We start from the raw sequence: 18,758 nt of genomic DNA on the forward strand, positions 1-18,758 counted from the left end.
GTAATTGTATAGTAAGAATTATAAAGATAGATTAATTCTAGGAATGTTTTGCTCTTGGGGTAGAAATTTTTTTGTTTGTTTGAGTTTTCTCATTTCTTGGCTTAATTGCTGTTTTTGAGTTTTAGCATATTCCGTGATTTGCTCCATTATCGTTAGAGCTTCAAATATTTCATCCCTTGTAGTGAGAGTAGGCAGATTATCTAATAATTCGTTAATTTTATTATCGTTTCTATTAAGGTAAGCAACTTTTAATTCATTGAGCCAGTTCATTTTGATTGACCTCCTTCCAAGCTTCTAATAAGCCTTTGGTTACTTTTATTACAATATCAATTTTATCTTTACTATTTTCCATATTTGCTTGGGTTAAAAGCTTGATTTGGTGGGTGTATAATCCTGTTAGATAATGAGCTACTTGCCCACCTTTTTCATAATCTAAAGAATTGAGTAATTCTACAAAAATATCAGTTGTGCGATTGATATAATAAATTTTTTTTTCAATATCCTCTGAGTCGATACAACGTTTTGCCATAGAGGCAAAACGCAAGATACCCTCATAAAGCATTTCGATCAATCTTGTAGGAGATTCTACTGCTACAGAGTTTTGTTGATAGGAGTTATAAGCTGCATTGGGTTTCATTTCTAGCCTTTATTGTTTCATTTGTGCAGCAATGATTGTAGACAATTTTTGTTGTTGTTGGGTAAGCTTGGCTATCATTTGATCATAAAGTGCCCATTTCTCTGCCATCGCATTATATTTGTCATCAATCCGTTTTTGCGTATTGGTTTTTTCTGTCTCTAGTTTTTTCTTATCATCATTAAGTGAGGTTTCTAGAAGCTTTAAGGTTCCCTTTTTTTCTTTTCCATTGACTTTCTCATCGGTAATAAATCCATCAAGGGTTTTTTTAATTTTTGTAAAAACTCCATCAATTTCTTTACTCTCTCCATTAATAATGCTAGTGCTACTTCTGAAAAATGCGATGGCAGCGTCAGGATCTTTTTTAAATTCTGTATCGAATTTCTCTTTTTCAAACTTCAAAGTTCCATCATCATTAAGAAAGACACCAAATTTCATTAAGTTATTTCCACTAGGGTCTATAGAGGTGATAATAGCATTCAATTTACGCGTGATACTTGTAATATCACTATTACCATTGAAAACTCCTGTTACTTTCGTATCCTTATCATATTTAGTAAGCTCTTTGAGTTTATTAAACATTTCATTATAGTTTTCTACAAACTTTTTGACTTCATCACTAAGCCCACTATCATCTCTTGCTATCCTTACGATAACTTCTTCATTAGGTTTAGTAACTGCGGTAAGCTCTAGGGTAAGTCCAGAGACAATATCATCAATGCTATTTTTATCCCTTTCTATATTAATCCCATTATAGGTAAGTTTTGCATTTTGTGCTTTTTGGATATTTGTGATATTCATATCCTTTAAGAAGTTTTTGTTTGTTGCATAAATTCCTGCATTTAATCCTAATGAATCTAGTGCATTATCGCTAGAGGATAAGGTAATCTCTTCTCCACTTTGATGATTTAAGATAAGTCTGCCATTTTCTATTTTGGCTTCTACTTTGGTAGTGCTTGTTTGTGCATTGATAAGAGCAGCGACTTTTTCTGCATTATTAGCTCCTGTTTGTGAGCTAACTTGGCTTAAATCAAACTCTGTGCCATTGATAGAAAACTTTCCGGTTAAAGTTTCGTTGCTTACTCCTTTGCTACCTGTAACTTGGTTAGGGGTTTGTGTTTTTTTGGTAGAAAAACCTAAATCAGTCTCTGCACTAGTTGTTCCTTGTGCGGCTTGGAATTTCATATCTTTAACTTCAACTGATATGTCTCCGCCCTTAGAATCATTAAGCATTAATCCTGTGCCATCTTTATTAAGTTCGATGGTTACTTGTCCGCTATCGACTAATCCTTTGAGTGTGCTATTGCTTGGATCTTCAAGTTTTTTGTTGATAGCATCTAAAAGTGCTTGAGCGTTTTGTTCTGCAGTATTCCCAAAGTCGCTTTGAATATCCTTAGCGTCAATTTTTAGTTTTTGACCAGCAATATCAAATTCAATACTTCCTGAATTGGTAGTTTCTATTTTACCTCCGGGTAATGCGGATCCTACTAGGGTGCTACCAAAATAGACTTTATTATCCGCTCCGCTATCTTTAGACTGAATCATTAATTGGTAGGGATTATCTCCACCTGTTTTCATAATGATACCTAAAACTTTACCATCTGTAGCGTCTGTGATGGCTTGTCCAACTTCAGAGAGAGTCATACCTGCTTTAATATTAATATTATAGTTTGTGCCATTATGGTAGAAGTTTAAGGTTGTATTTTTGTTGCTAAACACACTATCCCTTGATGCGAATTTTAATCCTACTTGATTTACATCATTTTGTGCGAGTTGGGAGACATTAATTTTAATATCTTGCACCGCTAAACCAGCCCCTGCAGTTGCCTTTATCCCTGTGCCTTCAATAGTGGTTGAACGTTTTTGGTAAGTGCTTAAATCCGAGAGATTCTTTGCTTGAGTATTCAAAGAAGTCATATTGGTTATGAGTTTAGCAAGCTCTGTTTGTTGTTCGACATTTTTCTCTATTTTTTTGGTGATAGGATTAATGAGATTTTTAACATCATTGTTTTTAAGCTCATTAAGATTATCCCAACTTAAGAGTCCGCTACCAATTCCTAATGATGAAGTAGTTGCTATTGCCATAATAAACTCCTTGTTTTTGAGATTATGCCTCTTTGTTGAAAATTATGCCTACGATTTCTTTCATTTTCGCCATAAGTTTCATTGCCTCATCGCTTGGAATTTTTCGGATTAAGCGATTCGTGCTTTTTTCAGTAACCGAGACATACATTCCATTAATATCTTCATTAAAGCCAAAAGAAATGCTTGTATTAAGAGGATTTAATTCTTTATTGAGTTGTTGTGCTAACTCAATAAGTTGCTGCCTTTTTTCCTCTTTATCTTGATTTTTTTGACTTTCCTTAATACTTTGTTCCTGCACTTGCTGTGTTTGCATAAATGAGGAAGTGGAGGTATTGTTATCTCTTGTTTTATTCCCTTGATGGGTATTTATTGGGTTATTAGCAATTTTTGTTCCACTTTCAATTGTATTCATTTTATCCCCTTTTTAATAAATTTCTTTGAAGTATATCGGATATTTATAAAAAAAGTGAAGTAAAAAATAAATTCTTTATTATTTTTTGATTTTGAAGGATTTTAGTCTTTTAAAAGGTGGGGATAGTGATAAGTGATATTTGTATGCTATTTCTTGATAATAGGAGTAGCGGATAATGTATTATATTAAGGGATTAGGAGTGAGTAGTTTAAGTCTTTAAATATTTTGTGATGTAATAAGTTCTAGTGGGTCAATATGCTTATCTTTAAGGGTTACTTCAAACTTTAAGACATTTTCTACTCTCCCTATGGTGTATCCCTTTTTTACGGTGCTTCCGGGTTTGATGGTCGGAGCTATTTTATCAAGTTGGGCATAAATGGTATGTATATTATTTTTATGCTCGATAATTACAACGCGTTTTAGAATCGGTGTATCTTTGGCAAAAACAACCTTTCCATCAAGCACACTTTTAACTTTGTCATCTCCTTTTGGGACAAGGGTTATGGATTCATTAAAGACTTTCATTTTATAAACGGGGTCATAATAAGGACCAAAACGTTTTTCTATCGTGAAATCATCAAGCGGGGCTATTGTCTTAGCGCCTTTGTATTTGGTGGTGTTGATATTATGATAAGAGCTCGCTACTTGACGCACATCAAAGTCATTAGTGGGTATTTTTTGGGATTGTTGTTTAGTGTTTGTAGGTGAGAGATTTTCAGGTTGTGGTTTTTCGCTTTTGGCTAATTCTTGAAGTTTTTTGCGTTTTTCTTCCTCTTGGCTTTTTAGGATATTAAGATTAACAAGTATATCTTGGAGACCATCCCTTTCTTGGACGATTTTCTTTAGCTCTTGGTTGTATTTTTCAATTTCTTTTTGATAATTTGCGAGTAAGGTTTGTTGCTTTTTTTGGAGATTTTTTAGGGTTTCCCTTTTTTTGTTTTCTGATTGTATAAATGCTTTGAGTGTTTTGAGTTCTTCTTGTAAATTTTGAAGGTTAGCTACAATTTTGCTTTGTTCTTCACTTAGATTTATGATATGTTGTTTAGTGTTTTGGTTTAAAACTTTAAAGCTCTCCTCTGTTAGTAAATCCCGAATAGATTCTGGCTGGTAGCTATTTAATAAGATAGAAAATGAAGCCTCTTTAGTCATTAAATCAATAATTTCTAATTCTATTTTTTTGCGTTTTTGGAAAAGGTCTTTTTGTGTTTGTGAGAGAGCCTCTATAGATTTTTGTTTTTGGAGGTATTCTTCCTCATTTTTAGCAATGTTAGCCTCACTTTCATCTATAACTTTTTGCAAGGCTTTAGCCTCTTCTTTTTGTTTATTGGCTTCATTGCCTAATTCTTGAAGTTTTTGATTGATTTGTGCTTCTTTTTTCTTTTTACTTTCAAGAGCGGCTTTATTTTGTGTGATTTTTTGGCTAATATCTTTTTCATTGGCGTTTAAGAAAAGTATGCAAAAAAGAATAAGAAATATTTTAAACATTTTTAATCCTTTGCTTGTAGGCTAACAATCCAAACAGAGATTAAGGAGATGGTTAAACCTACAAATAAGAGAATAATGCAATCTGCCATAGGGGAGAATATTTTTGGGTTGAGACTTAATTCTTGCATAAAGATTAGGAATGTAGGGTTTTGGGTAACATACCATAACCCAATGCCTACGATAATAACAGCGATAATGGTATCTAAACAAGCAAGTCGGAACAATATTTGAGAACGCATCCATAGAGGTGCTCCAAGTAAAGTCATAATCTCCATCCTTTCTAAATGCTGAAATTTCCAAATTTCTATTTGTTTAAACATTAAGAGGATGCTAATAAGTGCAATAAGGCTTGAAAAGATAAGAATACTTCCATTAATAATTAAAAGTAGTTGGTAAATTTGGCTATGGCTTTTTGTGAAAGTTTCTATGCGTAGAATGTTATCAAGAGACTTTAAGGCTTTGTTAATGGCTTCTAGCCGTGAAGAGCTTGGGTAAGAATCAAGGTTTAATGAATAAAAAAATGGGAGAGAATTTTTGAGTAATGTTAGGTTAGTGGGAGAGATATTTTTCTCTAAATTTTCTAAAATAATTTTTGAATCTATGGTGTTGAGGGATTTAGATTCTGGAATTTTATTTTTAATTTCTTCTAGGGTTAATTCTTTAGAAGCTGCAAGGATAATCGCATAATTATTGCCTAATTTACTCTCATAGTCTTTAAGTATCCGATGCATAAGCAAAATACTTTCTAAAGCAAAGAGTAAGGCAATAAGGGGAATAATCAGTGCTAGATGATTTTTAAGAGAGTTCATAAATCACTCCTTCTTCAATGTGTAGATGACGATAATGGAGATTGAAAGCTTCTGGGATTCTATGTGTTACAACTAATATGGTAATGCCTAATTGTTCATTAACCCCTTTTAGGAGACTCCATATCACTTCACTAGAATAATCATCAAGGTTTCCTGTGGGTTCATCGGCTAAAATAATGAGAGGATTATGGGAGAGTGCTCTAGCCATTGCGACCCTTTGTTGTTCTCCTCCGCTTAGCTCTAAGGGATATTTACTGCCTTTATGAGAAAGTTTGATATGCGCTAGAAGTCTATCTGTTTGGGATTGGCAAGATTCCTTAGTAAAGCCTCCTATAATCATAGGTAGCATTACATTTTTTTCAACATTGAAATCTTTAATGAGTTTATAATCTTGAAAAATAATTCCTAAATGACGGCGAAGTGTTTCTATATTTTTTTTACTTGCTTTAAACATCTCTACTCCACATACTTCTAAAGAGCCGCTTTTTAGATTTAAATCGCCATAGATAGAACGCATTAAAGTGCTTTTACCGCTTCCACTAGGACCGCTAATAAAAACGAATTCTTGAGGGAATATGCTAAAAGTTGCGTTTTTAATAATCATTTCATTGTTATAGCCTAAATTCATATTTTCTGCTTTAATAATTGCATCCATTGTTTAATCCTTCAAATAATAGAGTGCAAAGCAATCTGTGGGATTGATAATTTGCCTCCGTTGGTAGTGGTTTTTCTTTGAAATATTGGACTTTATTGTCAATAATTATATAGTGGTTTTGCGGATAATTGAATGCCCCAAAAGAAATTTTTAAGACTTTTTTAGGTTTTTGTGTAGAATTTGATTCTACTAATAAATCTTCAAGATTTAAAAAAAAGTCTTTTTTTAGAAATTTATGGGGGGCAAATTGTGTAAGCATTGCTTGCTTGATTGAATCTGCGGAAGGAAAAGTAAAATCATAGGTTCCTTTTGTGTTTTTTTGTGTATTTTTAGCGGTTAATACCAAATCATAAATATTTTTTTGCTGTCTTTTCCAACGCGCTTCATATTTACTTGTTATTGGATTTTGTTGATTAATAGCCTCTTTAGCGGTGAAAAGTGGTGAATCTTTAGCTAAAGTTTGACTATATTCAAAGTATTCTTTGCTGTCTGTGCGTAATTCTAAAGTTCCTCTTTCTTTTAAAATCCTATGGGTTTGTGTCAAGAAAGATGGGCTAAAGATTCTACGATGAGGATTTTTATCCCAAGGGATTGGAAAATGAATAAATATTCTCTCTAAAGAGTTAGTAGGTAATAATTCTAAAAAGATTCTTGCATCATAATTAAAAATAAGCAAGTTTTTGAGTTTGCAAAGCCCAATTTGTCTAGCAACTTGCTCTAAAGAGGGATGATGAATCTCTAAGCCTATGTGTAAAATATCCGGATTATTCTTTGCATTATGTAATAAATGTCTCCCGCTACCAAAGCCAATTTCTAGCCAGAGAGTTTGTGTGGAATCTTCTAACATTTTTTTAATATCTGCAATTTCTTTAATAAAAGGGAGTTTAAAGCTTGGGGTAATGTTCTTTGGTGTTAGATTGTGAGATATAAGGGAATTTTGTTGATTAGCTAAGAATAAAAGTGCAGTTTTTGCGATCTCTATGGGGGCGATTTTAGATGATTTATCACATTTTATGAGATATTGGTCTTCTTTGGGGGATTTAATGGATAGAAAGAAGTCTTTAGGGGGTAGATTGTGTGGAATATATCTTGTGTGAAGTAGAGAGTGGTTTTTAAAATAAGCAGAAATGTAATGCTCTAAAAAATAAAATTTACCTTCTTGTGTAGTAGTCTCAAAGGGAAGGGCGGGGAGTGTCAGGGTGTGAGATTTGAAATGTGGCATAGGATTAAAAAGAAAGTGTTACTTCTTTGGTTTGTTTAGATTCTAAACCATTACTATCAAGAGCACTAACGCTATAATCGTATTTTTGTCCGGGTGTTATTTCTCTATCTATAAATTCTGGTGTTAAGACTTTGTTGTAACGCAAGATTTCACTAAAGAAGCTTGATTTCTTATAAACAATGTATTCAGTGGCTCTATCATCTTGAGGAGTCCAACGTAAAATCACAGCATTATTTTCAATTTGTGCATAAGTAATAAGGGGTGTTGCTGGAATTTGTAGAGTGCTACCTGTTACAGGAGGACTTTCAAGGCTTGGAATTCCATCTTTATCAATAGCAAGAATCTTATATTCGTAACTTTGCCCATCTTTATCTATTATATCTGTATAATTTGTTGCCGAAGAATCTAAAGTCTGTAATTTAGAAAAACCTAATAGGGAAGAGCGTAAAAGTGTATAGTGGGTAACTTCTGGATTTGGGTGTTTATCCCATTGCAGGGTAATTTTTCTAGGGAGATTGTTGGTAGCTTGCAAATTGCTAACAGAAATGGGCTTTGGCTTAGTAGTAGCTATTGCTACTTCAGAGGGTTCTGATAAGGATTGATTGGCATTATAGGCATAGATTCTATATTCATTAGTTGCATTATCTTCTAAATTTTTATCAAGATATTCCACTAAAAGACGATTAGGGATTTTTGTAAGTTCTTTCCAATCACCATTTTTATTTTTCTTTTCTATGAGGTAGCCAGTTACTCTTAGATCTGGGTGAGGATTCCAAAGTATTTTGATAATGCGTGGATAATTGCTAATGGCTTTTATGTAGCTTAGGGGTGCTAGAGTTTGTGTTTTTGCTTCAATAATTGGTGAGTAGGGTGAGATATTTTTATTTGTATCAAAGGAAGCAAATTGGTAGAGATAATCCGTATTTGGTGTTAATTTTGTATCCGCATAATGGGTTATGAATCTTGAATCTAAAGTGGCTATTTTTTGGAAATTTTGTTCATTGGCTTTCTTGCGGTAGATTTGATAGCCTATTGTATTAGAATCAGGCACAATTTGCCATTCAAAAGCAATTGTGTTAATATCTGTTAAGGTCTTAATATCATTAGGGGGTGTTAGATTATTATTAATGGTTTGGGGGGTATTGGGGTTTAGGCTTGATAAGGGGTTGTTTAAGGTGCTACTGCAACCATAGGATATTAATAGCAAAAAAGCATAACAAAATAACTTTAAAATATAGGTATTAGGTTGCTTCATAGAGATTCCTTAAAGATTTACTAATTGATAGCACTTTTAAAATATTAATATGCTTAATACGCATTTTGTTTAGTGCTAAATCATAGCATAGATTTTCTAAAAATATTATTTACCAAAAATATGGCAATACATCTCATCAAGAGGTATTTGAAAGTCTTTATTTAAGGGCTGTTGGTAATAAGATTCTTCTAAATAATCTTTCATATCTTCATAAAGTGGGGCATAAACTTTTATGAATTTTTGTGTTTTAGGGTGAATAAAATGAATGATATGAGAATGTAAAAGAATCCTTTTTTGGTAATTTTCTTTATATCCATAGAAATTATCGCCTAAAATATGACGATTAATTCCTGCTAAATGTGCCCTTATTTGATGGGTTCTTCCGCTAAAGAGTTTTGCCCCTATGAGTTCTGTTTTGTGGTTGGTGATAATTTTAAAAAAAGCACTTTTGGCACTTTTAGCTAAAGGATTGTTTAGAGTTGCAGTAATGTATTTTAAGCGGTTTTTTGGGCTACGTATGAGAGGGAATTCTATAATTTTGTGCTCTTTAAGGGGCTTATCAATTACGCATAGATAATATCTACCCATTGTCTTAGATTTGATTTGAAGGCTTAGGTTCTGGTGGGCTATGTTGTTTTTAGCGATTATCATAGCACCGCTTGTGCCTTTGTCTAATCTATGTACAATTCCTAAGCGATAGGAATCTCCAAGATTTGATAATGCAAAATTTTTGGCAACAAGATAATCTACAAGTGTTGGTTCTTTGTCGTATTCATTAATCCTGTGGGTTAAGAGATTAATGGGTTTGTTGATAACTAGCACATCTTCATCTTCATATAAAATAGGGATAGAAAAATATTTTTCAAAAGTTTTTTGTGGAGTTATTTGTTCTTTAATGCTGATAATATCTCCATTTTTTATAAGAATCCCTTTTTTATCTAGGGGTGCATTATTAAGGAGAATTTGTTGATTTTGGATAAGTTTTTCTACTTGGTTACGAGGCAGATTAAGTGTAGAGGATAGAAATTTATCTAATCGCTTTGTTTCATTATTAAAAGCCCTAAAAGTAATAGATGATCTTTTCATAAGTTTTTATTCTTTATTCTAAAAAGTTGTGTTAGAATCCTAGCCTCTTAAACCAACATAATAATTCAAGGTATTGATTTTGTTTAGCTTCAATAAAAAGATTCTAGCATATTTTGATTTTGCATTGCTTTTGCTTACAATTCCCATTATTTTATTATCTTGGCATCTTATTAATGAGAATAATAGTTTTTTAGGGGATAAAGTATTAGTTTATATGTTTATTGGGTTTTTGGTGTTTATTGTAGTATTCCTTATTCCTATGCAACAAGTGCCATGGCTAATTATTTCTTTTTATTGGTTAAATATTCTTTTGTTGCTAATTGTGGAATTTTTTGGTAGCACAAGGCTTGGTGCTCAAAGATGGCTTGAAATTCCTTTTGTGCATTTTACCTTCCAACCCTCTGAAACAATGAAGATAGCACTTATTTTAATGTTAGCTTATCTTATTAGTAAAAATCCTCCTAAAAAAAATGGTTATGGTATTTTTCAATTTTTAAAATTTTCTTTTTTTATTTTATTACCTTTTGTTTTTGTCTTAAAACAACCCGATTTGGGAACTTCTTTAGTGCTGCTGTTAATGAGTTATGGTGTTTTGTTTCTTATTGGGGTTAATTATAAAATTTGGCTTATTCTTTTAGTAGCGATTGGTTTTTTATCACCGATTTTATATGCGAATTTGCACGATTATCAAAAAAAACGTATTATAGATTTTATTTCTAAAGATCCCGATTATCAAGTTCAGCAATCTATTATCGCTATAGGTTCTGGAGGGATCTTAGGTAAAGATAAGCAAGAGGCAACACAAGCTATGTATCAATTTTTGCCAATTGCAACTAGTGATTTTATTTTTCCTTATTTTGCAGAAAGATTTGGTTTTATCGGGGTTATTGGGCTTTTTATTCTTTATGGAATGCTTATTTTTCATATTTTTAGCCTTAGTAGAGAAGATAAAAAAGATTATTTTTTAAAAGTCGTTTCTTATTGTGTGGGATTATTAATTTTTATTTATTTTAGTGTTAACATCGCAATGACAATTGGGTTAGCCCCCGTAGTTGGGATACCTTTACCCTTTTTTAGTTATGGCGGAACTAGTTTTATTACCTTTATGGTTTTATTTGCTATTTTAGAAAATATTCTTGCTTTTAAGTATAAATTTGTGTATAATCACAGCTCTTTTTTAAATCAGGGTCCTTAGCTCAGCTGGTTAGAGCACTCGGCTCATAACCGATTGGTCATAGGTTCAAGTCCTATAGGACCCACCACTTCTTTATAGGAAAAATAGGAATATTTTATGAAAATCCAATGCGTAAATATCAAATGTCAAGGTTGTGTTGATAAAATTAAAAATGTCTTAGCACAAAAATATCCAGATTTAGAGGTGGATATTCCTCAACAAATTGTTGAAGTCAATGTTAATGAAGAACAGCTCAAGGAAATTCAAGACAAGCTTCAAGAATTAGGTTTTTTACAACCTCAAGGCATTGTGGGAAAAATAAAGAATTTTTTTACACATTAATTATTAAGGAATCAGTCTATGGAAATTCTTTTGCTCATTACTATAGTTATTATTGCTCTTGCAATTATGAATTTCAAAGATTATCTCTCTAATCCTCATAAACGTCCAAAGATATATCCAGAAAATGAAATTGAAGATTTTAAAAATTATCAAGATATTTATACTACACCTAGTAAAGAATATAAAATTAGAAATAGCGAATATGGCTTAATGATAGGGCTTATGTCAAAACTTGCAAAAAGTGATGGCAAAGTTTGTGAGCTAGAAGAGGAGATGATTGCTAATACCTTAGAGGATATGGCTGAACAGATTGCCTTGCAAAGTGCTATGAATCAAAAAGAAGAAATTTTGCAAACACTTCAAGCAATTTTTGCTAATACTCAAGAGGCAGTGGAGGAATTAACGCAAAAATATGCAACACTGACTAAAGGACAATATAAGGCTCGTCTTAAATTAGTTGAATATTTATTAGCCCTTGCTTATGCTGATGGAATTTTGGGTGAAAAAGAGCGAGAAATTATTTTAGATGTTGCGGCTTATTTGGAGATTGAAAATGCAGATTTTAATACTTTATATGAAGCATTTATCGCCTTTTATGCAGAGCATAAAAAATCCTCTAATATAGACGAAGCTTGTAAGGTTTTAGGGGTTAATAAAGAGGATAGTTTGGAGGAGATAAAAAAGGCTTATAAAAAATTAGTAAGAGAATATCATCCTGATATTTTGCACCATAAAGGATTGGATAAATCTATTATTGAAACATCCACGGCAAAACTTCAAGAAATTAATGCTGCTTATGAGAGCATTAAGGCTTTTAAGAAGGAATAAGGTGGAAAAGAGGGTATTTGCGGATATTATCAAAATTTATCACTTCTTAGAAAATGAAAATAAAGCTATGAATGCTTTGTATGAAAATGTGAGTCTTCAAAATATTCCTAGCTTTTTAGTAGAAATTTTTGCTTCATTACCACAAAATGAGGAAATCCTTTTAGCACTTCTTGATAGAGTTTTAAGCTTAAAAGAGGCTTCTTTAGAAAATATTTTAAAAAAATTTGATTACTCTGAGGAAAAAATATTGGAGGTAAAAGAGAGAATGTTTTTGTTAAGTGAAAAATTCTATACACAAAAACACGAAAAATTGCTTAATTTTATCCAATCCCAACAGCTTTTAACTCCTTTTTTAAGGGAACTTATAGAAGTTGTGCATAGAATTGGTTTATGTTTTAATAGATTTTTTAGAAGTTGGCAAAAAGAATTGATTTTAGGGATTAACAAGAGTTTAAAAGATAGGTATTATAATGATTTGCCTACCATTTTAAAGGTTTTACAGACAAGTTTAGAGGTTACTAAAGATGGGGAGATTAGTGATAGAAGCTATTCTATTCCTGTTTTAAAAGATACTTATGAAGCAGTGGCTTATGCAGATTTTTTTGAAAAGGAATTTTTAACTTTTAAAACCATTTTTCAAGAGTCTTTGCCGCTTTTAGAAAATACCAAAGAGGTTTGTCCCAAATTAGAACAAAAGGGATCTTATTTAAGATACCTTAAAGCTTTGCAACAAGCCTTATTGCAAAAGGATACTAAAGAACTCTTAGAATCTTGGCGTGAAGTGGATAGGTGTTGGATGCAGATTACTTCACCTTTACAAATTGGACATCCCTTAGAGTATTATGAGGATCATTTTAGAAGAGCTGTTGCACCAGAGTGGGATTTAAGAATTGCTAGAATTTATGAGGGTCAGGATTTATTAACAGGTGTCTCTAATTGTGGCATTAGCAAAGAATCTTTTTTGAGATTCTATCAAGAATTAAGCTCACAAATGCCAAAGACTGCTTTTAAATCTGAAATAGATGTGTGCGTAGAAGAGTCTTTAAAGAAAACTCAAAGTTATGGTGGAATGCCTTTGTTGTTTTATGGGGCAGAGTTAAATGGGCTTTTTAGTGCACAAGTTGTTCCTAATGATGAAAATGTAAGTGCAAAATATGGTAAGAAAATTTTTTATTTTCCCGATAGGGTTAGGGAGCTATCTTGTGCAAAGCCTTTTATGCTTTTAAGCTCTAAAACCTTTTCGCAAGATTTTCTAGATTTTAATCGGGAATTATTGTATTTTAGAAAAGAAGATTGGTATAGGGTTTATGAAATTTCTACCATTGGGCATGAGTTTGGGCACATTCTATGGGTGAGCTTTGATAGTGAATTGCAGATGAATAAGAGTGGAGAATTTAAAAATATTGAAGAATTTAAAGCAACAATGGGTGGTTTAGTCTATTATTTTTTAAAGGGTGATTTAACCTTGCTAAAAGAATTGGTTTTTAATACTATATCCCGTGCAGTCTCCCTTATTACTTGGCAGAGAGAAAATGAAGTATTGCCTTATTATTGTGAAGGACTTATTCATTTAGATATTTTATTTAGTAGTGGAATCTTATCTTATTGTGGAGATTTTGAGAATATTGCTTTGAGTGTTGATTATGAAAAGGTGAAAATTCTTATGGATTTATATTTAAAGACTTATAATGAATTAGTTGCTGTTTATTTACAAAAAAGTGATGCTAAAGAGTTTTTAATTAGGTATATGAAAAAAGATGAAAAAGGTATTTTTAAGCCTATAAAAATAGAAGTTTTATTATTTGTCGAAGACTATTATAAAAAATATCAAGAAATAGGGCAGAGAGTAGATTCTATAACCCCACAAATATGGAAAAGAAATTATATAAGGAGACAGAATGAGCGTAGTTGTTCGTGATGCAGAGATAAATAAAGCTAAGGAATTAATTTATGAATTAGCGGGGATACATTTATCCAACGATAAAGATTTAGCTATTAAGAATCGTCTAAATAAATTAATCAAAAGTTGTAATATTCAAAATTTTGATGATTTTTTTTCGCAATTAAAAACTGGAAAGTTTAAGCAAGAGTTTATCAATACCTTTACTAACAATAAGACAGATTTTTTTCGGGAAGATTTTCATTTTGTAGATATGTTAGATAGGATATTACCACATCGCTTAAAAGAATCAGAACCTTTAAAAATATGGTGTTCTGCAAGCTCTACAGGAGAGGAACCTTATTCTATAGCGGCAACTTTATCTTATGGTAGAGATATTTACCGCTCTAATACTCCTTGTAGTATTTTAGCCACAGATATTGATACTTCTGTCTTAGAGACTGCTAAAATTGGTGAATATGTGGTTGATACCTGTATTACTCCATTGCCTGAATGGTTAGATTTAGAAAATTCTTTTGATATTACTCCTAAGAGTGAGAGAAATGTATTTATCAAAGTAAAGCCTTCTTTAAAAAATTTTATTACTTTTAAACAGCTTAACTTACAACTATCTACTTATCCTTTTGGGATTAATGAATTTGATATTATTTTTTGCCGTAATCAAATTATTTATTTTAAAATTGAAGATCAAGAGAAAGTATTAAAAAAGATTTTTTCTTATTTAAAAATTGGTGGAACACTTTATTTGGGTCATTCAGAAAGCCCTTTGGGCATACAAAATAAAGTCGAAAAACTTGGACAGAATATTTTTATAAAAGTGATGGATTAAGTTTTGGGAAATTACGATAAACATCATCCAGATTTGTTGTTGGCATCTTCCCCTTATAATGGAGAAGGTAAAAAAATCATAGGTATTGGTGCAAGTACAGGTGGAATTGATGCGATTGTAAAAATTTTGCAAAATTTGCCTGTTAATCTTCCTCCTATTGTTATCACACAGCATATACCTGCTGGATTTTCTACTTCTTTTGCAGAACGTCTTGATGAAGTCTCTGCTATAAAAGTATATGAGGTTAATAAAAAAATGCTTCTTAAATCTTCTTGTGCCTATCTTGCGGCAGGTGGAACGCATTTGTTGTTAAAACGTAGTGGTAATGAATATAGTGCCGAACCCTTAGAAGGAGAGAGAATTAGTCGCCATAAACCAAGCGTTGATATTATGTTTCGTAGTTTAAATAATGTTGCTGGAAAAAATGCCTTAGGAATTATTTTAACTGGAATGGGTGATGATGGGAGTATTGGCATAAAAGAGCTTCATAAAAATGGAGCTTATACTATCGCACAAGATGAAGCAAGTTGTGTAGTTTTTGGTATGCCAAAACAGGCTATTAGCAGGGGTGCAATTACTGAAGTAGTATCTTTAGAGGATATTCCTTTAAGAATTGTTAAGTTTTCTCAAGGAACATTAATTAATAATCGAAGGGAATAAAATATGTTAAGTCCTTCAGGGATTATTGAAGAATCTTATGAAATTAAAAATTCTAAATTCCTTGCTTTTTTAACCCCTAAAGAGGTTTTTATTGATTTTATTGCTAAGATGCGTGTAAAACACCCTAAAGCTGTGCATTTTGTTAATGCTAGTAGAGGGTTTAATGAACAAGGACAGATTGTAGAATCTTTTAGCGATGATGGAGAACCAAAAGGGACTTCAGGAATGCCTGCTTTAAAGGTGTTAAGAGGCTATGAGCTTGTTGAATGCGGGTTAGTGATTGTGCGTTATTTTGGTGGGGTGTTGCTTGGTAGCGGTGGGCTGGTGCGGGCTTATACACAAAGCGCAAAAGAAGTGATTTTAAAAGCACAAAACCTCGATGCTCTAATCCCTTATACGCCAAAGACAAAAAAAGAAATTTTTATTCCTTTTAGTGATTTATCCCAAGCAGAATATTGGATAAAGAAAAAAGAAATTGAAATTCTAAAAAGAAATTTTCAATCAGAGGGTGTTTTGCTTGAAATTTCAGCCTCTTTAGAGAGTGTGCGATCTTTTTTAGAGACTTTGAAGCATTAAAAAGAGTTTATAGGCTTGAAAGAATAGCAAAATACCAAAGGCTAAAAAAAGGATTCCACAAATTTTGTCAATCCTATCAAAAAAAGTATTGCTAATAAAGCTTCTACTAAAAGTGCCTAAAAAGATAACCAATAAAAACGATAAAGATAATCCACAAAGCAAAATTATTAAACTTATTTCAAAGTTTGTATTTATAAAGGGTGAGATGACAATAGTAAAAAATAAAATTGCTTTAGGGTTAGAGAGGTTAATTAATAAACCTTTAAAATAAATAAAAAGACTTTTTTCAAGTTTTTGGTGGAAGTTAATATGGTTTTTGGGCTTTTTAAAAAGTGTATAGGAGATATAAAAGAGATAGATTCCTCCTATGAGGTTAAGGGAGATTTGAATAAAAATGCCATTAAAAACTTGTGAAAGTCCAAAATAAATAAGGCTTAAAAAAATAATCCAACCACTAAAAATTCCTAAAAATGCTAAGAATCCTTGTTTGCCGCCAAAATTTAGTGTGTTTCTAAGGACGAATAAAATATCAGGTCCTGGAGTTAATGCTACCATAAAGCCTAGTAAAAAGAGTCCTAGAAGTTCCATACTAAAAATAGGGAAAGTTTTTAGGAGTTTGGAGTGTTTTTTTTATAAGAAGTGTTTCTAAAACTGCCATTCTAATAGCAACCCCATTGGTAACTTGTTCTAACACTTTACAACGTTTATCTTCAAGCATTTCATCACTAATATCAATATTGCGAATTACAGGTCCTGGATGGAGTAAGATAATATCCCTCTCCCCAAAAAGTTCTTTGGTAATACAATAATCACTAGCATAGTCTTTAAGACTTGAATAAATAGGAGAATTATGCCTTTCTGTTTGTGTTCTTAAGCTCATTACAGCATCGACTTCATTGATGATTTCTTTTAAAAAAAGGCTATGCCTTAGTGAAGTTTGCGGTATAAAATGCGGAGGTCCTACTAAAATAATCTCCATTCCAAAGCGACTTAGAAGTTCAATGTTACTATTGGCTACGCGAGAATTTCTTATATCTCCTACAATGGCTATTTTTTTGTTTTGTAAATTCCCTAAATGTTTTTTAAGTGTAAGTAAATCTAGAAGTGCTTGTGTAGGGTGTGCGTGTGCCCCATCTCCCCCATTTATGATAGAACAGGAGACATATTTAGAGAGGATATTTGGCACTCCAGCATTTTTATGGCGGACAACAATAGCACTAGGATTCATTGCATTAAGATTAGCCGCTGTATCAAAGAGTGTTTCACCTTTGTTAGTGGAACTTCTTGAGACTTCTAATCGAACAACATTTCCCCCAAGTTTCTTAGCTGCAAATTCAAAGCTAGAGAGTGTGCGTGTAGAGTTTTCAAAAAAAATTGTAACGATGATATGCCCTTTTAAGCTATTTCTTGGCTTTCCATCTAAAAACTGCTCGGCTAACTCTAAAATATTTTCTACTTCTTGTTTGCTGAAGTCTCTTGTATCCAATAAATGATTTGGCATTAATTCACCTTCTGTAATCTCAAAGCCTAAAATTATAATCTTTCATCCATAAAATAATAATAAAGTTGTATAATTAGCTTAAAAATATCTTTAAAAGGGAATCTTTGAAAAAACCTAGATTATCTTTTTCTTTATTGCATAAAATCTTTGTTGCAGCAAGTATTCGTAGGTGGAATGATCAGGCTACACCTGTAGAGTTTTTAGAGCTTGATAAACAAGCGCATAAAATTGTTATCGCGTATTTCTTAGCACATTTTGAAACCATAAAAAACAAACAAACAATTGATTGGGAGCTTTTGATTTTACAATTTTGTTATGAGTTTTTTGAGCGGATTATCCTTACGGATATTAAACCCCCTGTTTTTCATAAGCTTGTTAAAAATCATAATAAAGAGCTTGTAGATTTTGTATGTTTAGAGCTTGAGGAGGATTTAAAAGGTTTTCCTTTTTTTGAAAATATGCGTAGTTATCTTTATGGAGAGGTTAATAATATAGAAAAACAGATTCTAAAAGCCTCTCATTATTATGCTTCTAAATGGGAATTTGATATTATTTATCATTTTAATCCTAAAATGTTTGATGTTCAAAATATTAAAAATATCATTGATAGGCAAGTAGAGGAGCATTATCATTTAGCAGGGATTGTTGAAATTGTACTTTACCAAGAAATACGAGAAATTATAGGTATGTTTGGACAGCTTAGATTCCAAAAACGTTGGAGTCAAACACCTAGGGTTCCAGCCACCTCTGTTTTAGGGCATACTTTGGTTGTAGCCCTTTGTGCTTTATTATTAGGCTATGATTTAAAATGTTGCAAACAGATGCAAATTAATCATTTTTTATGTGGATTATTTCACGATTTGCCAGAGATTTTAACAAGGGATATTATCTCTCCTATTAAGCGAAGTATAAAGGGATTAGATACTTTTATTAAGCAAATTGAAGAAGAGGAGGTGAAAGAAAAAATCCTTACAAAAGTTCCAAAACTTATTCAAGAGGATATTATTTATTTCACTAAAGAAGAATTTAGTAATCGTTATAAAAAAGATGGAAAAATAATATTCTTGCCTAAAGGTGAGGAGATTTTAAGGGATTTTAATAAAGATTTTTATTCGCCTGTTTTTGGGGAATTTTTGAAATATTGCGACCATTTAAGTGCGTTTTTAGAAGCAAAAATTTCCATAGGGCATGGAATCTCTAGTAAAGATTTACAAGAGGGTGCAAAAAACCTAGAATATCAATATAATGATAAAGAAATTAATGGGATAGATTTGGGTTATTTATTTAGAGGATTTAAGGGTTAAT

Annotated in this window: 20 protein-coding genes and 1 tRNA gene; 9 read left to right on the forward strand and 12 right to left on the reverse strand. The window is 32.0% G+C overall.

The annotated features are described in order from the left end of the window. Positions 1 to 18: 18 nt before the first annotated feature. The 10 genes from CDV25_RS01435 to CDV25_RS01480 all read right to left on the reverse strand — a co-directional run bounded on the left by CDV25_RS01435 (position 19) and on the right by CDV25_RS01480 (position 9,643). Complete coding sequence (locus tag CDV25_RS01435) at positions 19 to 270, reverse strand: hypothetical protein (protein WP_034554376.1); 252 nt, start codon at positions 268 to 270, stop codon at positions 19 to 21. Beyond that, a complete protein-coding gene (fliS, locus tag CDV25_RS01440; protein WP_108910466.1) occupies positions 254 to 637 on the reverse strand; it encodes a flagellar export chaperone FliS in 384 nt (127 codons plus the stop codon). Before fliS ends, CDV25_RS01435 begins: the two co-directional genes overlap by 17 nt. A 9-nt stretch (positions 638 to 646) precedes the next feature. Continuing rightward, complete coding sequence (fliD, locus tag CDV25_RS01445) at positions 647 to 2,719, reverse strand: flagellar filament capping protein FliD (protein ID WP_108910467.1); 2,073 nt, start codon at positions 2,717 to 2,719, stop codon at positions 647 to 649. Between the two features lie 22 nt (positions 2,720 to 2,741). Next, positions 2,742 to 3,131: a flagella length regulator FlaG gene (gene flaG / locus CDV25_RS01450; RefSeq protein WP_108910468.1), complete on the reverse strand. Its 390-nt coding sequence runs from the start codon at positions 3,129 to 3,131 to the stop codon at positions 2,742 to 2,744. Between the two features lie 216 nt (positions 3,132 to 3,347). Next, a complete protein-coding gene (locus CDV25_RS01455) occupies positions 3,348 to 4,616 on the reverse strand; it encodes a murein hydrolase activator EnvC family protein (RefSeq protein ID WP_108910469.1) in 1,269 nt (422 codons plus the stop codon). A gap of 2 nt (positions 4,617 to 4,618) precedes the next feature. After that, positions 4,619 to 5,425: an FtsX-like permease family protein gene (locus CDV25_RS01460; RefSeq protein ID WP_034554002.1), complete on the reverse strand. Its 807-nt coding sequence runs from the start codon at positions 5,423 to 5,425 to the stop codon at positions 4,619 to 4,621. Continuing rightward, positions 5,412 to 6,080 carry a cell division ATP-binding protein FtsE gene (locus CDV25_RS01465; RefSeq protein WP_034554001.1) on the reverse strand — a complete coding sequence of 223 codons (669 nt, stop codon included), beginning with the start codon at positions 6,078 to 6,080 and terminating at the stop codon, positions 5,412 to 5,414. The genes CDV25_RS01460 and CDV25_RS01465 overlap by 14 nt, the downstream gene beginning before the upstream one ends. Beyond that, complete coding sequence (gene trmB, locus CDV25_RS01470; RefSeq protein ID WP_108910470.1) at positions 6,064 to 7,302, reverse strand: tRNA (guanosine(46)-N7)-methyltransferase TrmB; 1,239 nt, start codon at positions 7,300 to 7,302, stop codon at positions 6,064 to 6,066. The genes CDV25_RS01465 and trmB overlap by 17 nt, the downstream gene beginning before the upstream one ends. A gap of 4 nt (positions 7,303 to 7,306) precedes the next feature. Next, positions 7,307 to 8,557, reverse strand: coding sequence for a fibronectin type III domain-containing protein (locus CDV25_RS01475; RefSeq protein ID WP_108910471.1), 1,251 nt, complete (start codon positions 8,555 to 8,557; stop codon positions 7,307 to 7,309). A gap of 105 nt (positions 8,558 to 8,662) precedes the next feature. Beyond that, the gene (locus CDV25_RS01480; RefSeq protein ID WP_108910472.1) at positions 8,663 to 9,643 is read right to left on the reverse strand and encodes an RluA family pseudouridine synthase; all 981 of its coding nucleotides are present in this window, start codon (positions 9,641 to 9,643) and stop codon (positions 8,663 to 8,665) included. 79 nt (positions 9,644 to 9,722) lie between these two features. On the opposite strand from CDV25_RS01480, the gene CDV25_RS01485 reads away from it, so the two are divergent. From CDV25_RS01485 to CDV25_RS01520, 8 genes are all read left to right on the forward strand, one after another. Further along, positions 9,723 to 10,838, forward strand: a complete 1,116-nt coding sequence (locus CDV25_RS01485; RefSeq protein WP_108910473.1) for an FtsW/RodA/SpoVE family cell cycle protein — start codon at positions 9,723 to 9,725, stop codon at positions 10,836 to 10,838. Further along, a tRNA-Ile gene (locus tag CDV25_RS01490) sits at positions 10,829 to 10,905 on the forward strand. The genes CDV25_RS01485 and CDV25_RS01490 overlap by 10 nt, the downstream gene beginning before the upstream one ends. A gap of 29 nt (positions 10,906 to 10,934) precedes the next feature. After that, entirely contained in the window at positions 10,935 to 11,159 is a 225-nt protein-coding gene (locus CDV25_RS01495; protein WP_108910474.1) for a cation transporter, read from the forward strand. A gap of 18 nt (positions 11,160 to 11,177) precedes the next feature. After that, on the forward strand, positions 11,178 to 11,987 hold the full coding sequence (locus CDV25_RS01500; RefSeq protein ID WP_108910475.1) for a TerB family tellurite resistance protein: 810 nt from the start codon (positions 11,178 to 11,180) through the stop codon (positions 11,985 to 11,987). A gap of 1 nt (position 11,988) precedes the next feature. Then, positions 11,989 to 13,905 (forward strand): invasion protein CiaB, encoded by a 1,917-nt coding sequence (gene ciaB / locus CDV25_RS01505; protein ID WP_239056380.1) that lies wholly within the window; start codon positions 11,989 to 11,991, stop codon positions 13,903 to 13,905. Then, positions 13,886 to 14,716, forward strand: coding sequence for a CheR family methyltransferase (locus tag CDV25_RS01510; protein WP_108910476.1), 831 nt, complete (start codon positions 13,886 to 13,888; stop codon positions 14,714 to 14,716). The genes ciaB and CDV25_RS01510 overlap by 20 nt, the downstream gene beginning before the upstream one ends. A gap of 3 nt (positions 14,717 to 14,719) precedes the next feature. Continuing rightward, entirely contained in the window at positions 14,720 to 15,376 is a 657-nt protein-coding gene (locus CDV25_RS01515) for a CheB methylesterase domain-containing protein (protein WP_108910477.1), read from the forward strand. Positions 15,377 to 15,379: 3 nt separating this feature from the next. Continuing rightward, positions 15,380 to 15,952, forward strand: coding sequence for a YigZ family protein (locus CDV25_RS01520; RefSeq protein ID WP_108910478.1), 573 nt, complete (start codon positions 15,380 to 15,382; stop codon positions 15,950 to 15,952). On the opposite strand, the gene CDV25_RS01525 is transcribed toward CDV25_RS01520, so the two are convergent. Next, positions 15,932 to 16,507: a LysE family translocator gene (locus CDV25_RS01525; RefSeq protein WP_239056381.1), complete on the reverse strand. Its 576-nt coding sequence runs from the start codon at positions 16,505 to 16,507 to the stop codon at positions 15,932 to 15,934. The two genes, CDV25_RS01520 and CDV25_RS01525, sit on opposite strands and share 21 nt — an antisense overlap. Before the next feature lie 34 nt (positions 16,508 to 16,541). Then, a complete protein-coding gene (locus CDV25_RS01530) occupies positions 16,542 to 17,453 on the reverse strand; it encodes an aspartate carbamoyltransferase catalytic subunit (protein WP_108910480.1) in 912 nt (303 codons plus the stop codon). 104 nt (positions 17,454 to 17,557) lie between these two features. On the opposite strand from CDV25_RS01530, the gene CDV25_RS01535 reads away from it, so the two are divergent. After that, complete coding sequence (locus CDV25_RS01535; protein ID WP_108910481.1) at positions 17,558 to 18,757, forward strand: HD domain-containing protein; 1,200 nt, start codon at positions 17,558 to 17,560, stop codon at positions 18,755 to 18,757. The last annotated feature ends 1 nt before the right edge of the window (position 18,758 follow it).

Source organism: Helicobacter apodemus (assembly GCF_003097575.1).
Classification (GTDB): domain Bacteria; phylum Campylobacterota; class Campylobacteria; order Campylobacterales; family Helicobacteraceae; genus Helicobacter_D; species Helicobacter_D apodemus.

Coding starts and splice junctions, on each gene's coding strand:
- CDV25_RS01435 (WP_034554376.1), bottom strand. CDS start 270: ATGAACTGGCTCAATGAATTAAAAGTTGCTTACCTTAATAGAAACGAT.
- fliS (WP_108910466.1), bottom strand. CDS start 637: ATGAAACCCAATGCAGCTTATAACTCCTATCAACAAAACTCTGTAGCA.
- fliD (WP_108910467.1), bottom strand. CDS start 2,719: ATGGCAATAGCAACTACTTCATCATTAGGAATTGGTAGCGGACTCTTA.
- flaG (WP_108910468.1), bottom strand. CDS start 3,131: ATGAATACAATTGAAAGTGGAACAAAAATTGCTAATAACCCAATAAAT.
- CDV25_RS01455 (WP_108910469.1), bottom strand. CDS start 4,616: ATGTTTAAAATATTTCTTATTCTTTTTTGCATACTTTTCTTAAACGCC.
- CDV25_RS01460 (WP_034554002.1), bottom strand. CDS start 5,425: ATGAACTCTCTTAAAAATCATCTAGCACTGATTATTCCCCTTATTGCC.
- CDV25_RS01465 (WP_034554001.1), bottom strand. CDS start 6,080: ATGGATGCAATTATTAAAGCAGAAAATATGAATTTAGGCTATAACAAT.
- trmB (WP_108910470.1), bottom strand. CDS start 7,302: ATGCCACATTTCAAATCTCACACCCTGACACTCCCCGCCCTTCCCTTT.
- CDV25_RS01475 (WP_108910471.1), bottom strand. CDS start 8,557: ATGAAGCAACCTAATACCTATATTTTAAAGTTATTTTGTTATGCTTTT.
- CDV25_RS01480 (WP_108910472.1), bottom strand. CDS start 9,643: ATGAAAAGATCATCTATTACTTTTAGGGCTTTTAATAATGAAACAAAG.
- CDV25_RS01495 (WP_108910474.1), top strand. CDS start 10,935: ATGAAAATCCAATGCGTAAATATCAAATGTCAAGGTTGTGTTGATAAA.
- CDV25_RS01500 (WP_108910475.1), top strand. CDS start 11,178: ATGGAAATTCTTTTGCTCATTACTATAGTTATTATTGCTCTTGCAATT.
- CDV25_RS01510 (WP_108910476.1), top strand. CDS start 13,886: ATGAGCGTAGTTGTTCGTGATGCAGAGATAAATAAAGCTAAGGAATTA.
- CDV25_RS01520 (WP_108910478.1), top strand. CDS start 15,380: ATGTTAAGTCCTTCAGGGATTATTGAAGAATCTTATGAAATTAAAAAT.
- CDV25_RS01525 (WP_239056381.1), bottom strand. CDS start 16,507: ATGGTAGCATTAACTCCAGGACCTGATATTTTATTCGTCCTTAGAAAC.
- CDV25_RS01530 (WP_108910480.1), bottom strand. CDS start 17,453: ATGCCAAATCATTTATTGGATACAAGAGACTTCAGCAAACAAGAAGTA.